Here is a 15,154-nt window from a genome sequence, read left to right as displayed (position 1 = left end):
GCACCTTCGACTTTACCGTTCCGGGATCAGACCACGGGGGCTGAACCGCAAGACCAGTAACAGGATCAGACCCATGGTCAGCAAACGCATATGCGACGCGCTTTCCAACAGATGCAGCTTCAGCGCGTTAGTGTCGGACATGCCTGCTGTCACGGTTTCAATCAGCAGGATGCCCATCGGCTCCACCTTGATCCACAGGAACCAGATCAGCAGGCCACCCAGCACCGCGCCAAAGTTGTTGCCGGACCCGCCGACAATCACCATCACCCAGATCAGGAAGGTGAAGCGCAAGGGATTATAGGTGCCCGGTGTCAACTGGCTGTCCAGCGTGGTCATCATCGCCCCGGCAATACCGCAAATCGCAGAGCCCAGAATGAAGATCTGCAGATGGCGGCGGGTCACATCCTTCCCCATCGCCTCGGCGGCCACCTCATTGTCACGGATTGCGCGCATCATCCGGCCCCAGGGGCTCTTCAGTGCCATCTGCGCCATCCACAGCAGCGCCAGCAACACAATCGTGAACAACAGCGAATAGCCCAGCTTCACATAGAGAGTGGAGGCCAGAACCGGATCCAGACCATAGTCCGCAGCCTTGGCGACAAACGCGGCATCGTTCTGCAGATCGACCTCATAGGGGAGGGGCCTGGGCAGGCCGACAACGTTCTTCACGCCGCGCGACAGCCAGTCCTCGTTCTTTAGAACCGAGATGATGATCTCTGCAATCCCCAGCGTCGCAATCGCCAGATAATCCGAGCGCAGACCCAGCGCCGTCTTGCCGATCAGCCAGGCAACACCGGCGGCCAGCAGGCCACCTGCGGGCCAGGCCAGCAGCACCGGCAGGCCAAGGCCGCCAAGGTTGCCCTCAAGCGCGGGGTTGATTGCCTCAACGCCCGCCACCGCCGGATCAAAGATCGCCCGGTAGATCACGAAGCCCAGGATCAGCACCGCCAGCAGCACCGCAATACGCAGCTTGCCAGCAGGCACCATCCGCATGGTGGCAACCGCCGCAACCAGCGTCATCGCCCCCATGGCCAGCGCCATGATGATCCCAACGCCGCCCTGGCTCCAGGCGCCCGGTGTTGGCGCGGTGGACACCAGCACAACGGCCAGACCGCCAAGCGCTACAAACCCCATGATGCCAACGTTGAACAGGCCCGCAAAGCCCCACTGAAGGTTGACGCCAATCGCCATGATGGCCGACACCAACCCCATATTGAGGATCACCAGAGCCGAGTTCCAAGACCCGGAGAAGAAGAGGAAGTTGGTGCTGCCTTCAAGCAGGATCAGCATGCCAACAAACAGAAACAGCAGAGATGTTTTGACTGTCTCGCTCATACCACTTTTCCTTTGAAAAGGCCCGTGGGCTTGAACAGAAGCACGACCACAAGGATCGCAAAGGACACGGCGAATTTATAATCCGTGCTCAGTAGCTGGACGAGGCCATCCGGTTTCATCGTTTCAGGCACAACGTAGGTCAGCACCTTTTTCCACGCATATGTGATTGTCACCTCGGAAAAGGCGATGATGAACCCACCCGCAATGGCACCAACAGGGCTGCCCAGACCGCCAACGATGGCGGCGGCAAAGATCGGCAGTAGCAGCTGGAAATAGGTGAAGGGTTTAAAGGATTTGTCCAAACCGTAAAGCACACCGGCAATGGTCGCGAGGGTCGCAACGATCAACCAAGTGTACATCACCACGCGCTCCGGGTTGATGCCCGAGAGCAGCGCCAGATCTTCGTTGTCTGAATAGGCGCGCATGGATTTGCCGGTGCGGGTCTTGTTCAGGAACCAGAACAGCAGTGCCACAACCACAACCGCAGTGATCACGGTGATACCCTGCGTGGTCTTGATCGCCAGACCTTCGCGCAGGCCGGTCAACGCCTTGAAATCCCGCGCGGAAATGATGAACCTTTCGCCGTCAGCAAACCGCTGGTCACCCGGCCCGATGATAAATCGAACAAGGCCGTTCATCATAAACATCACGCCAAGCGAGACCATGACAAAAATCACCGGCTTGGCTTTTTGTGCGCGATAGAACCGATAGACGGTGCGATCGGTGATCAGCATCAAGAGCATGCAACCCGCGATACCAATAGGCAGCGCAAGCAGCGCGGTCGGCAGGGGACCAAAACTGATACCCATCGACTGAAACCACCAGGTCACCAAAATGGTGATCATGGTGCCAAAGGCCATGGTGTCACCATGGGCAAAGTTCGAAAACCGCAGCACCGAATAGATCAGCGTCACGCCAAGCGCACCAAGCGCAAGCTGGCTGCCATAGGCGATTGCCGGAACCCCGACAAAATTAGTTAGCGCCACAAGGGCGTTGAGGAAATCCATCTCTTAGCCCCCTAGGAAAGATTTGCGTACTTCGGGATCGGCGAGCAGTTCCTGACCGGTGCCGGTATAGGCATTGCGCCCCTGCACCAGCACATAGCCTTTGTCCGCGATCTCGAGCGCTTGTTTGGCGTTTTGTTCGACCATCAGGATCGGCAGCCCGGTACGAGCGACCTCAATGACGCGGTCAAACAGTTCATCCATGACGATGGGCGAGACACCCGCTGTGGGCTCATCCAGCATCAGCACCTTCGGCTTGGTCATCAGCGCGCGGCCCACGGCCACCTGTTGGCGCTGCCCGCCGGACAGCTCACCAGCCGGCTGGTTGCGTTTCTCACGCAGGATCGGAAACAGCTCATAGACCTGCTCCATCGTGTCAGAGAAATCATCGGTGCGGATGAAGGCGCCCATTTCCAGGTTCTCTTCCACCGTCATCGAGGTGAAGATATTGCTGGTCTGGGGGACAAATCCCATGCCCTTGATCACCCGGTCCTGCGGGGTAAGCTGGGTGATATCTTCACCGTCCAGACGGACAGCACCAGACCGCACATCCAGCATGCCAAACACCGCTTTCATCGCGGTCGATTTACCGGCACCGTTAGGACCGACGATCACCGCAATCTCGCCCTTGTCGACCGCAATCGTGCAATCGTGCAGAATATCGGGACCCTTGCCGTAGCCGCCGGTCATGGTGTCGCCAATTAGGAACGGTCCGCCATCGACCTTCGTTGTTGGCCCACTTTTGTTATGCGCCGGTTGCATCGTCCCAGCTCCATGGGCATTGGTGATCGAGGCATCGCGATTGCCGTGATCATTCTGGTAGGGGTTGTCACTCATGCGCCCACCTCCAGTTTATCTTTGTTTTTCAAACCGGTGCCCAGATAGGCTTCGATCACTTGTTCATTGGCCTTGATCTCGTCCAATGTGCCTTGCGCCAGCTTCTTGCCTTCGGCCATGCAGATCACCGGATCGCAGAGTCGGTCAATGAATTCCATGTCGTGTTCGATCACGACGAAGGTATATCCGCGCTCCTCGTTGAGGCGCTTGATGGCGTCAGCGATGGTATAAAGCAGGGTGCGGTTCACACCGGCGCCGACCTCATCCAGAAAGACGATTTTCGCGTCCACCATCATGGTACGGCCCAGCTCCAGCAGCTTCTTCTGGCCGCCAGAAACCTGTCCGGCCTTCAGATCTGCGATATGGCTGATGGTCAGGAACTCCAGCACCTCATCGGCCTTGGCCCGCAGCGCGCGCTCCTCATCAGCGATGCGTTTGCGCCCGAACCAAGTGTTCCACAGGCTTTCGCCCGATTGGCTTCCCGGAACCATCATCAGGTTTTCGCGGCAAGTCATCGACGCAAATTCATGCGCGATCTGGAAGGTGCGCAGCAATCCCTTGTGAAACAACTCATGCGGCGGCAGTCCGGTGATATCCTCACCATCCATGGTTACCCGCCCCGAGGTAGGGGGCAGAACGCCCGCAATTACGTTGAAAAGAGTGGTCTTTCCCGCGCCGTTTGGCCCGATCAAACCGGTTATGGAGCCCTTAGCGATTTCCAGCGATGCGCCATCAACCGCGTGGAACCCGCCGAAGTGCTTGTGCAAGTCCTCGACGACGATCATGTCATTTCATCCCCCACCGTCTTTTTGACGGCTTTTGAATTTGGAACAGCCCGGGCAGAACCCGGGCTGATCATCTTGGTTTGATCCGGTATTAAGGGATCAGCGGAATTTCACGGTTGCGTTGGCACCGTCCTTGACTTCGATCTCACGATAGGAGCCTGCGCTCTCACCGGGGCCGATCAGCTCCACGCCGGTGGCACCTTCATAGTCGATGTCGCCACCGTTCGCGAGGATCTCAAGCGCCTTGCCCAGCTCACCGGGGTTGATTTTCTCACCCGGTGCGTTCGCCACTTCAAGGATCTTGGAGCCATAGTCGGCCGGATCTTTGGAGTTCGCGGCCTGCATGGCCAGCATGAAGAGTGCCGCCGCGTCATAGCTTTCCGGCGAATAGGCGGAGGTGCCGTCAAAACCTGCGGCTTTTGCCAATTCAGCATAGATGGCAGCGCCTTCGCTGTCGGAGCCTGCGATCTGACCGAAGGAGCCATCAAGGTCCGACCCGATGTTCTTGGGCAGGGAGTCACCGATCATACCGCCGGGCAGACCGAAGGTGTCATACGCGCCGGAGTCGAGCGAGGCCTGAATGATGCCCAGACCGCCCTGGTCCAGATAGCCGGCCACAACCAGAATATCGCCACCGGCGGATGCCAGCGCTGCAACTTCTGCAGAATAGTCGCCTTTGCCATCCTCATGCGCAGTCACGATGGTGACTTCGCCGCCAACTTCCTCAAAGGACGATTTGATCGCGTCGGCCAGACCCTTGCCGTAGTCGTTGTTGGTGTAGGTCAGCGCGATGGAGTTGATGCCACGCTCTTTCAGCACTTCTGCCATGACCTGGCCTTCGCGGGCGTCAGACGGCGATGTGCGGAAGAACAGGTCATTGTCTTCCATCGAGGACAGGCCCGGCGAGGTGGCGGAGGGCGAGATCATCACCATGCCGTTCGGAATGGCAACGTTCTGCAGGATCGCGCCGGTCACACCGGAGCAGTCACCGCCGATGATGCCGTTCACGCCGTCAGCGATCAGTTTTTCGCCATTCGCGGTGGACAGACCATTGTCGATGCAGCCGGTGTCCGCGCGCACAGGGGTGACAGTGGCGGAGTCAAGCAGCTTGCCGGATTTGGTGACCTCTTCCATCGCCAGTTCGGCGCCCGCACCCATGGCAGGGGCCAGCGATTCAATCGGGCCGGTAAACCCGAGAAGCACACCCAGCTTCACTTCCTTGGCGTGGCCACCCGCAAATGCAGTGCCAGCAGTCAGGGCGGCGGCCGCTGTGGCCATCATCAGTTTTTTCATTTTTGAAACTCCCATTTGTTGGAACATATTTGTTCAAATCGGACCCTAGGCAAGCACGTCAAAAAAGGGAAGTCCTCTAGCGCCAACATTTGGTAGGTTTTTTGGTCGTGATCCGCCCCAACCGATGCCCGGTGCGCGGATCACGGAACAAAGGCTTTTACTGCGCCCCAATACGCGATGCTTCCATATTTTTATGGCGTCGCAAGTGCCAAGACTAATGTCGTTTGCCAGTGAACTGCGACACCAAATTGGGAAAATTGCAATATGATGCTAATATCTTACCAAGCCGCGGAGGCCCCATAGGGCAATTGTATGCCGGTGTTGATAACGAGAGGGAAAGCCATGATGACAGGATCCGCTATTCGGTTATTCCAAATCTGTTGCGCAGTTTTTGCACCACGCTCCAGGGCATTTCCTCTGTGGCGACTTCATAGCCCACGGAATTGCCTGGAGACCGTAGCGATCGTGCTTGGCGGTGGTGTCTGCGCACTGGTTGCATCGGCAGAGGTCAGCCCAGCCCAATCCCTAACCAGCAGTCAGGGGACGTTGCGGGTTGAACAGATGGTTGATGGGTTGGATATTCCCTGGGGCTTTGACTTTCTGCCTGACGGATCTGTGGTGATCAGCCAGCGGAGCGGCGATCTTCTCTTGCTGCACGCCGAGCAGCTCTTGAAGATCAAGGGCGCTCCAAAGGTGGCAGAGAACGGGCAGGGTGGCTTGCTTGATGTGATGGTCACACGCGACTTTGCAAAGACCCGACGCGTTTACCTGTCTTACGTCAAGCAGGTCGGGCGAGGATCCGCGACAGCGGTAGCCGTCGCCCAGCTGTCGCGACGCAACACTGTGTTGCAAGGGCTTCGGGATATTTTTGTAGCCGCCCCAGCGACGACCAGTGGTCGTCATTTTGGTGCCCGCCTTGCAGAAGGACCGAATGGCCGTATCTTTGTCAGCCTTGGGGATCGGGGCGACCGGCCCTCGGCGCAATCGCTGGCCTCACATAACGGCAGTATCCTGCGGATGAATCCAGATGGCTCCGTCCCGCGAGACAATCCGTTTTTCCGTCAAAAAGGCGCGCAACCGCTGATCTGGTCCTACGGTCACAGAAACCCGCAGGGATTGGCCTTTGGGCGCGATGGTAATCTCTGGTCAGCAGAACATGGCGCACGTGGTGGAGATGAGGTCAACCTGATCAAAAGGGGCGCCAATTATGGCTGGCCGATCATCTCATACGGGCGACACTATTCTGGGCTGAAGATTGGCGAGGGGACGGAAAAGGCAGGGCTGGAACAACCGCATTACCATTGGGATCCCTCGATCGCCCCGTCCAATCTGTTGATATACTCCGGAAAAATGTGGCCGGAATGGCAGGGTGACCTCCTTATTGGCTCTCTTAAATTCGACTATATTTCAAGGCTTTCTGGCAGTGATTTGACCGAGGTGGAGCAGTTAAAGAGCGATCAGACCGGCCGTATCCGCGATCTGCACGAAGCACCGGATGGCAGCGTCTGGTTTGCCTCTGAAACAGATGGGGCGCTCTACCGGCTCTCGCGCTAATGTGACCGGCCTACTGCGCCCCTGTTGTGTCCTACCCCGCGGGAGGAGTCGATTTACTGCCACGTTCGCGATAGGGTGTGGTGTCGTAATGGGCCCTGTAGCATTTGGAGAAATGCGACGGCGATGCAAAACCGCAAGCAAGCGCCACATTGATCACGCTCATATCCGTCTGCATCAACAGGTTACGCGCTTTTTGCAGGCGCAGTTCCATATAGTACCGCTTGGGTGATCGGTTCAGATACCGGCGAAATAGGCGCTCTAGCTGACGGGTGGACATGCCGACATTCTGAGCAAGAACAGACGGGCTGATCGGCTCTTCAATATTGGCCTCCATCATCTGAATGACCATAGACAGTTTCGGGTGGCGCACACCAATCCGCGTTGGGATCGACAAACGCTGGGTATCCTGGTCGGTGCGAATCGATGAATAGATCAGCTGATCCGCGACCGAGTTTGCGATATCCTCGCCGTGATCGCTGGCAATCAATTTCAGCATCAGGTCGATAGAGGCGGTACCACCTGCCGTCGACATCCGATTGCCATCAATGACAAAAACCGATTTTGTCAGTTCAACTTCGTCAAATTCTTCGCTGAAACTATCGGCATTTTCCCAGTGAATGGTCGCGCGTTTGCCATCCAGCAGGCCCGCGCGCGCCAATGTGTAGGAAGCGGTGCACAGTCCGCCTATCTTCAGCCCCTTGCGCGCCTCACGCCGTAGCCACGACATCAGTTTTTTGGTTGTCGCTTCCTGTACGGCGATGCCTGCACATAACAGAATTGTGTCATCGCGTTGCAGCTCAATCAGATCTTCATCAACCTGAAACAACGTACCGGCTGAACAACTCACCGTGCTGCCGCCTTCGGCCAACAATCTCCAGCTATATGCCTCGCGACCAATCATGCGGTTTGCGATGCGTAGGCACTCTAGCGCGGATGCAAAAGACAACATCGAAAAATTGTCCAATAGCACAAAGGCATAGCATTTGATCTGGGGGCCTGAGGCCGGGCTTATTGTTGGCTTGCTTTGCGTCCGCATGGCCAGCGTCCTTGTCACTGAATTCAACTCCTCGCAAAGCCGGAATTTGCGAAATTCGGGCACCGTGTTCATAGCTTTGCCGTGTCGTCAAGACTTTGCAAATCTAAACTGGTCAGCACCGGTGTGATTTCGTATAGATAGCGCTCGTTAACCTAAGACCTCTTATGCGGAGACACAGCTATGAGTGAGTGGCAAAAATCAACCTGGCGCCAAAAACCGCGGGTACAGATGCCAGAGTATACCAACGCCGACGCGCTGTCGGCTGTTGAATCTCAGCTGTCAAAATATCCGCCCTTGGTTTTTGCCGGTGAAGCACGACGTTTGAAACAACACCTCGGGGCCGCTGGCCGTGGTGAAGCGTTCCTGCTGCAAGGCGGCGACTGCGCCGAGAGTTTTGACCAGTTCAGCGCCGACGCAATCCGTGACACCTTTAAGGTGATGCTGCAGATGGCGATGGTCCTGACCTATGGTGCAAAGGTGCCGGTGATCAAAGTGGGCCGCATGGCGGGCCAATTTGCCAAGCCGCGCAGCGCGCCCACCGAAACCGTCAACGGTGTGGAACTGCCCAGCTACCGTGGCGACATCATCAACGATCTGGCCTTTACCGAAGCCTCGCGGACCCCTGACCCCAAGCGGATGCTTCAGGCCTACACCCAGGCTGCGGCAACACTGAACCTGATCCGCGCCTTTTCGACTGGCGGTTATGCCGACGTGAACCAGGTGCACGCCTGGACTTTGGGCTTTACCGAGGGTGAAAAGGCCGAGAGCTACCGCGAGATGGCCAAGCGGATCACCGATACGCTCGACTTTATGAAAGCCGCCGGTATCAACAACGACACTGCGCATACACTGCAATCGGTGGAGTTTTATACCAGCCATGAGGGTCTGTTGCTGGAATATGAAGAGGCGTTGACCCGTCTTGATTCGACCTCTGGTAAATGGCTGGCCGGCTCTGGCCACATGCTGTGGATCGGTGACCGTACCCGCCAACCTGACGGTGCGCATGTCGAATTCTGTAGCGGCGTTCAGAACCCTATTGGTTTGAAATGTGGTCCGACCACCACCGCCGACGACCTAAAGGTGCTGATGGCCAAGCTGAATCCGGAAAACGAAGAGGGCCGCCTGACCCTGATCGCGCGGTTTGGTGCGGGCAAGGCCGGCGAACATCTGCCACGCCTGATCAAAGCCGTGAAGGAAGAGGGGGCCAAGGTGACTTGGGTCTGCGATCCGATGCACGGCAACACCATCAAATCATCGACCGGCTATAAAACACGCCCCTTTGAGAGCGTTCTGCGCGAAGTTCGCGACTTCTTTGCGACCCATACCGCAGAAGGCACTATCCCCGGTGGTGTGCATTTTGAGATGACCGGTCAGGATGTGACTGAATGCACCGGCGGCGTGCGTGCGGTTACAGACGAGGATCTGAGCGATCGCTATCACACGGCCTGCGATCCGCGTCTGAACGCCAGCCAATCGCTGGAGCTGGCCTTCCTTGTGGCAGAAGAAGTGTCGCAGCTGCGGGCGCGTACGTCTGAGCGTCAGGCCGGCTGATAAACAACCGGCCAACGCTGCGGCCTGCCTATGTTCAATAGATAAACCCTCGCATTCTGTCCGGTGCGAGGGTTTATCTTTAACTTCAATACACTAAAGGCCGACTCTAAAGGCATTTTCGGTTTAATAAGAGAGCCGATTTGCAAATAGGGAAACGCCCCGGACGTTCTGTCACGGGGCGTATACTTTCTAGCTATGTCCAGTAGCGCGAAAGAAACTCTTATCGTGTCTACGTCCGGGTGATCAGTCCCGATTAATCACCAGACGCAGATGGCTGCCGGGTTTGGCGGGTGCCGGTTCTACCGTATCTTTCACAGGCGCCTCTGCTGACATCCGACGGCTGCGCTCAATCAGGGCGCGGGCTTCGGTCATCACCGTCGGCTCGCGCTCAAAACGAGCCTGGGTCTCGGCAAAACCGGGGTTCGGCGCATTGATATCCTTGGCTGCAGGCTTGGGGGTCGCAGGGGTGGCGGTCGCAACCTCAGAATCGCGGGGCTTTGCTTTGAACGGCGCATCGCCCTTTTGGCTGACCTGACGGATTTGAGTTTCGATGACCGAAAACCGCTGCGACACGCCTGTTGGATTGCCCTCAGAGATGAACACACCCAGCGCGCGGCTCACATCCCCCAGATCACTGCGCAGAGGCATCAGCAACATCCGTGCCTCTCGTGCGCCCCGCAGGCGGTTGTTCTCGGTCTGCAAGGTCAATTCGATGATGGCAGGCGTATCGAACATGGTTTCCAGAGCGGCGCTGACCTGTTTGCGGGCCGCCGGGGTGAAGAAGGCGGTGATTGGCATGCCGCGCACTTCCATACCGGCCATTTCGTTGACCTTTTGACCGGCCAGACGGAAACGGGCGATACCAGGGGCGATCCGTTCCAGAATAAAGGTCTGGGGCAGGATATTTTCCAAACCGCGCGGATCAATTTGCGACCGGCTGGGGATATCGTCGCCACGGCGCAGAGCGGTCCAATAGGCCTCTGCCTGACGCATCGGTGACAGCGAGCCTGCGGCACGGAACCGGTCTATCGCAACCACTTTGGTTTGACCTTTGGTCTGATCGTTATCTTTGCGGCCGCCAAAAAACATCGCTGTCATCCTCGCTGGATCCGGCTGGGTCATGCGCCAAGCTTTAGTTGGCTGCCTAACGATTAATGCCGAATTGGTTATCCTGAAGTTAACATGCCACAATCTTATTCAATTTTGGACTATTTCTTTAATCAATGGTTAACACTTTAGGATAGGTCCGCGCACTTATGGACTTGTCCGCTGGCCGTTTGTAAACCTGTGGCGAGGCGAAACAGCGCCTTGGGCGCCCGAGGAGGCAGCAGACAATGACCATCTATTCAATGACGGGCTTTGCCGCAGGGCAGGGCAGCACCGGGGCACATAGCTGGTCGTGCGAATTGCGCTCGGTGAATGCCAAGGGACTGGACCTGCGTCTGCGCATCCCGGACTGGCTGGACGGGCTTGAAAGCTGCCTGCGCGGGCAATTAAGCAAGGCTCTGTCGCGCGGCAATGTCTCCATGACCCTGAGGATCAGCCGCAGCGAAGAGGTGGCCGCCGCCGTTCAGATCAACCAACCCGTGCTGGCAACGCTACTGACAGCCGTTGCCGAGGTGGAACGACAGGCCGCAGCTGCGGGGGTGATATTGGCACAGACCTCGGCGGCAGATCTTCTGGCACAACGGGGTGTGCTGGAGCAGGCCAGCGGCAGCGATGATCCTGCCCCCATCGTGGCGGCCCTCAGTACCGATTTCGCCACAATCCTGTCCGACTTTGTTAATATGCGCGCAAATGAGGGCGCCGCATTGAAAGCTGTTCTGCTGGACCAGCTGGATCAGATCAACACCCTGCGGGAGGAAGCCGCACGCCGCGCAGAGGCCCGCAAACCGGAAGTCGCCGCAACCCTGCGCAGCAACCTGGCGCGGGTGCTGGAAAACAGTGACGGCGTGGACGAAACGCGGCTTGCACAGGAACTGGCCCTGCTGGCGGTCAAAGCGGATGTCACCGAGGAACTGGATCGGCTGACCGCCCATGTCGCGGCCGCGCGTGAACTGCTGACCAAGGGTGGCGCCGTCGGGCGCAAGCTGGATTTCCTGATGCAGGAATTCAACCGCGAGGCCAATACGCTCTGCTCCAAGGCGCAAAACAGTGACCTGACCGCGGTCGGGCTTGAGCTGAAAGCGGTCATCGACCAAATGCGCGAGCAGGTTCAGAACATCGAATAGAAACCAGAATAACAACAAATATAATATAAGGAGAGCATGCCATGGCAGATCGGCGCGGCCTGTTGATTATCCTTTCTTCGCCCTCAGGGGCCGGGAAATCCACATTGGCGAAACGGCTGCGGTCCTGGGATCCCAGCATTGAATTTTCCGTCTCTGCCACCACGCGCAATCCGCGTCCCGGCGAAACCGACGGGCAGGACTATCACTTCATCACCACTGATGCCTTCAAGACCGCCGTGAGCGAAGGCAACATGCTGGAGCACGCCCATGTCTTCGGCAATTTTTATGGCTCGCCCAAGGGACCGGTGAAGGCGGCGATTGATGGCGGGCGTGACGTGCTGTTTGACATCGACTGGCAGGGCGCCCAGCAGATCCGCAACTCAGACCTGGGTCAGCACACGCTGTCGATCTTTCTGCTGCCGCCCTCGATTGGAGAGCTGCGCCGCCGACTGGAGAGCCGCGCGCAGGATGATGCGGCGACCATCACCCGCCGGATGGAGAAAAGCTGGGACGAAATCAGCCACTGGGGCAGCTATGATCACGTCTTGATCAACGACAATCTCGACACAACCGAGCTACAGCTGAAGACCATTATCACCGCCACCCGTCTGCGCCGCATCCAGCAGCCGCATCTGATGGACCATGTGCGCGGCCTGCAAAGCGAATTTGAGGATCTGTCATGACGATTTATGCCCTGGGTGACAAAACCCCCGAACTCCACGCCGACACATGGGTTGCGCCGGATGCCAATCTGATCGGCCTCGTTGTGCTGGAGGAGGGGGCCTCGGTCTGGTTCGGCAGCACCATCCGCGCCGATCACGAGGAAATCCGCATCGGGCGTGGTTCAAACGTGCAGGAAAACTGCGTCATGCATATTGACGCCGGCTACCCCCTGACCATTGGCGAGAATTGCACCATCGGCCACAAGGTGATGCTGCATGGCTGCACCATCGGCGACAACACCCTGATCGGGATGGGGGCCACGGTGCTGAACGGAGCCAAGATCGGTAAGAACTGCCTGATCGGTGCGGGCGCCTTGATTACAGAGAATAAGGAAATCCCTGATAATTCTCTGGTCATGGGCGCACCCGGCAAAATCGTCCGTGATGTGGATGAGGCGCTGGTTCAATCCCTGCGCCAAAGTGCCGAACACTACCAAGAAAACATGCGTCGTTTCCGCGACGAACTAAATGAGGTCTGACACGTGAGAAATTCCAAAGGGTCGCTGATGCGGCCAGATCCCTTGCCCTTCAGCGCGAGCCATCCGGTGGTGACCCCACTTAGTCCGTCGGTGGTCTATGCCAGCGACACGCCAGATGCGCTCGATGATCAATATGAGGGTCGGGTGCATGGCTACACCTATTCACGTGAGGGGCATCCAAACGCCGATGTGGTCGCCAAACGGCTCGATGCGATGGAAGGCATGCCCGGCGGTGTTGTGACCGGGTCCGGTATGGCGGCGGTTTCGGCTGTTCTGCTGGGCCTGCTGAAAACCGGCGATCACGTGATTGGCGGCAATCAGCTTTATGGCCGCTCCATGCGCCTGATGGCCGAGGATCTGCCGCGTCTGGGCATTGCAACAACATTGGCCGATCCCGGCGATGTGGCTGCGGTTGACGCCGCGATCCGCCCCGAAACCAAAATGATCCTGGTCGAGGCCGTCTCAAACCCGACTCTGGCCGTGGCCGATATCGACGGGTTGGCGCAGCTCTGCAAGGATCGCGATATCCTTTTGGTGGTCGACAACACCTTCACCACGCCACGGGGCTTTCGCCCCTTTGATCATGGCGCCGATATCGTCATCCATTCTATCACCAAGCTCTTGGCAGGGCATTCCGATGTGATGCTGGGCTATGTCGTGGCCAAGGATGCTGAGATCAACACCCGTCTCAGCGTCTATGTAGTCACTACCGGCATGACACCCAGCCCGTTTGACTGCTGGCTTGCGGAGCGTGGCATGCTGTCGTTTGAGCTGCGGTTTGAGCGCGCGCAGGCCACCGCAGTAACGCTGGCCGATCATCTCGCCGGGCTGCCGGGGGTCAAGCGGGTGATTTACCCGACCCGCAAGGACCATCCCGATCACGAGCGCGCAATGGCGCTGTTGGACGGGAAAGGCTGCAATATGGTCAGCTTTGAGCTGGAAGGCGGGCGCGCTGCTGCCAATGCCTTTACCCGTGGGGCCGATGGGCTGAACTTTGCCCCGACTCTTGGGGATGTGGGAACGACACTGTCGCATCCGGCCTCATCCTCGCATCGCGCTCTCAGTGCAGAGGATCGCGCCAAACTGGGGCTGAGCGAAGGGTTCTTTCGCATCTCGGTCGGGCTTGAGGATCCGGAAACACTCTGCGCTGTCTTCACCGAAGCGGTCGCGGCTGCCACGTCATAGTTACAATTGGTTTGTAACACGACCGGCACAGCAACAAGGCGAGGGGCAGATGACACAGGATTTAATCGACGGTTTCATGGAAGCCATCCCCTTGCCAGCGATGCTGGTCGATCAAAGCGAAAGGTTCATCGCCGCAAATGCGGCGGCGACCACACTGCTGGGTGCCAATCTGGTCGGACGTCATTTCGCCACCATCCTACGCCAGCCCAATGTGGCCACGGCGATCGAAAGCTGTCTCTATGAACGCAGCGCCAAAACCGCCCGTCACCTGTCCAACGACGGCGCACAGGACACCACGTTCGAGGTCGCTTTGCGCTATATCCCCGGCATTGGTGCGGTAAATGGCGGGGCGGCGCTGATCAGTCTCACGGATATCACTGACCGCGAGCAGGCCAGCCAGATGAGACGTGATTTCGTCGCCAATGTCAGCCATGAACTGCGCACGCCGCTGACCGCGCTGATGGGGTTCATCGAAACGCTGCGTGGCCCCGCACGTGACGATGCCCCGGCACGCGACAGGTTTCTGACAATCATGCAGGGCGAGGCAAATCGGATGAACCGCCTGGTCGGGGATCTGTTGTCACTGAACCGGGTCGAGAGCGAAGAGCGTGTGCGCCCGCGCGAGCAACTCGACTTGGGCGCGCATCTGGCCTCAACGCTGAAATCGCTGGAACCGGTGGCGGAGGCTGCAGATGTGCAGCTTTTTCTGGAAATACCAGAGGAGCCGACGCTGGTCACCGGGGATCCGGATCAGCTGCAGCAGGTGTTCACAAACCTTGTTGAGAACGCCATCAAATATGGCGGCGATCAGGTGACCCTGCGCCTCAGAACACGCGACCGCGACCCCGCGGTCCGTGCCGCCGCCGTCCGGGTTGAGGTGATAGACAATGGCAACGGGATCGACCCCGTGCATCTGCCACGTCTGACGGAACGGTTCTACAGGGTCGACTCCCATCGTTCACGCGAACAGGGCGGTACCGGGTTGGGGCTTGCGATTGTCAAACATATCGTCAATCGCCATCGCGGCCGGATGCGGGTGGAAAGCTCCGCTGCGACGGGCACGGTGTTCACCGTGATCCTTCCGCGCTGACACGACGGTGAGGCTTTGGCGCGTTGTATGTGACAATAAACTGCCGCCCACC

14 protein-coding genes are annotated in these 15,154 nt (G+C 58.1%); 7 read left to right on the top strand and 7 right to left on the bottom strand.

Annotation, left to right across the window (positions count from 1 at the left end; translation table 11 throughout):
- Positions 1-12 precede the first annotated feature (12 nt).
- The 5 genes from PhaeoP97_RS07930 to PhaeoP97_RS07910 all read right to left on the bottom strand — a co-directional run bounded on the left by PhaeoP97_RS07930 (position 13) and on the right by PhaeoP97_RS07910 (position 5,254).
- Positions 13-1,335, bottom strand: coding sequence for a branched-chain amino acid ABC transporter permease (locus PhaeoP97_RS07930; protein ID WP_072504620.1), 1,323 nt, complete (start codon positions 1,333-1,335; stop codon positions 13-15).
- Complete coding sequence (locus tag PhaeoP97_RS07925) at positions 1,332-2,342, bottom strand: branched-chain amino acid ABC transporter permease (protein WP_014874700.1); 1,011 nt, start codon at positions 2,340-2,342, stop codon at positions 1,332-1,334. Before PhaeoP97_RS07925 ends, PhaeoP97_RS07930 begins: the two co-directional genes overlap by 4 nt.
- A 3-nt stretch (positions 2,343-2,345) precedes the next feature.
- Positions 2,346-3,176 (bottom strand): ABC transporter ATP-binding protein, encoded by an 831-nt coding sequence (locus PhaeoP97_RS07920; protein WP_072504619.1) that lies wholly within the window; start codon positions 3,174-3,176, stop codon positions 2,346-2,348.
- On the bottom strand, positions 3,173-3,961 hold the full coding sequence (locus PhaeoP97_RS07915; RefSeq protein WP_072504618.1) for an ABC transporter ATP-binding protein: 789 nt from the start codon (positions 3,959-3,961) through the stop codon (positions 3,173-3,175). Before PhaeoP97_RS07915 ends, PhaeoP97_RS07920 begins: the two co-directional genes overlap by 4 nt.
- Positions 3,962-4,060: 99 nt before the next feature.
- Entirely contained in the window at positions 4,061-5,254 is a 1,194-nt protein-coding gene (locus tag PhaeoP97_RS07910; RefSeq protein ID WP_014880018.1) for an ABC transporter substrate-binding protein, read from the bottom strand.
- A gap of 465 nt (positions 5,255-5,719) precedes the next feature.
- On the opposite strand from PhaeoP97_RS07910, the gene PhaeoP97_RS07905 reads away from it, so the two are divergent.
- Entirely contained in the window at positions 5,720-6,808 is a 1,089-nt protein-coding gene (locus PhaeoP97_RS07905; protein WP_237028998.1) for a PQQ-dependent sugar dehydrogenase, read from the top strand.
- Positions 6,809-6,839: 31 nt separating this feature from the next.
- On the opposite strand, the gene PhaeoP97_RS07900 is transcribed toward PhaeoP97_RS07905, so the two are convergent.
- Entirely contained in the window at positions 6,840-7,844 is a 1,005-nt protein-coding gene (locus tag PhaeoP97_RS07900; protein WP_072506361.1) for a GlxA family transcriptional regulator, read from the bottom strand.
- A gap of 180 nt (positions 7,845-8,024) precedes the next feature.
- Here PhaeoP97_RS07900 and PhaeoP97_RS07895 point away from each other — a divergent pair, with 180 nt between their 5' ends.
- A complete protein-coding gene (locus PhaeoP97_RS07895; RefSeq protein ID WP_072504617.1) occupies positions 8,025-9,395 on the top strand; it encodes a class II 3-deoxy-7-phosphoheptulonate synthase in 1,371 nt (456 codons plus the stop codon).
- A gap of 243 nt (positions 9,396-9,638) precedes the next feature.
- Here the strand turns inward: PhaeoP97_RS07895 and PhaeoP97_RS07890 are convergent, their stop codons facing one another.
- Positions 9,639-10,484: a PAS domain-containing protein gene (locus tag PhaeoP97_RS07890; RefSeq protein WP_072504616.1), complete on the bottom strand. Its 846-nt coding sequence runs from the start codon at positions 10,482-10,484 to the stop codon at positions 9,639-9,641.
- Between the two features lie 245 nt (positions 10,485-10,729).
- On the opposite strand from PhaeoP97_RS07890, the gene PhaeoP97_RS07885 reads away from it, so the two are divergent.
- From PhaeoP97_RS07885 to PhaeoP97_RS07865, 5 genes are read left to right on the top strand one after another with little or no spacing between them, the layout of a single operon-like run.
- Positions 10,730-11,626, top strand: coding sequence for a YicC/YloC family endoribonuclease (locus PhaeoP97_RS07885; RefSeq protein WP_072504615.1), 897 nt, complete (start codon positions 10,730-10,732; stop codon positions 11,624-11,626).
- A gap of 41 nt (positions 11,627-11,667) precedes the next feature.
- Positions 11,668-12,309 (top strand): guanylate kinase, encoded by a 642-nt coding sequence (gene gmk / locus PhaeoP97_RS07880; RefSeq protein WP_072504614.1) that lies wholly within the window; start codon positions 11,668-11,670, stop codon positions 12,307-12,309.
- On the top strand, positions 12,306-12,827 hold the full coding sequence (locus PhaeoP97_RS07875; RefSeq protein WP_072504613.1) for a gamma carbonic anhydrase family protein: 522 nt from the start codon (positions 12,306-12,308) through the stop codon (positions 12,825-12,827). Before gmk ends, PhaeoP97_RS07875 begins: the two co-directional genes overlap by 4 nt.
- Positions 12,828-12,854: 27 nt before the next feature.
- Positions 12,855-14,012 carry a trans-sulfuration enzyme family protein gene (locus PhaeoP97_RS07870; protein ID WP_072504612.1) on the top strand — a complete coding sequence of 386 codons (1,158 nt, stop codon included), beginning with the start codon at positions 12,855-12,857 and terminating at the stop codon, positions 14,010-14,012.
- A gap of 49 nt (positions 14,013-14,061) precedes the next feature.
- Entirely contained in the window at positions 14,062-15,102 is a 1,041-nt protein-coding gene (locus PhaeoP97_RS07865) for a sensor histidine kinase (protein WP_014880011.1), read from the top strand.
- The last annotated feature ends 52 nt before the right edge of the window (positions 15,103-15,154 follow it).

This window comes from Phaeobacter porticola, from assembly GCF_001888185.1.
Lineage (GTDB): Bacteria > Pseudomonadota > Alphaproteobacteria > Rhodobacterales > Rhodobacteraceae > Phaeobacter > Phaeobacter porticola.
The sequence above is the reverse complement of the archived record's forward strand: the minus strand, read 5'-3'. Positions and strand labels throughout refer to the sequence as shown.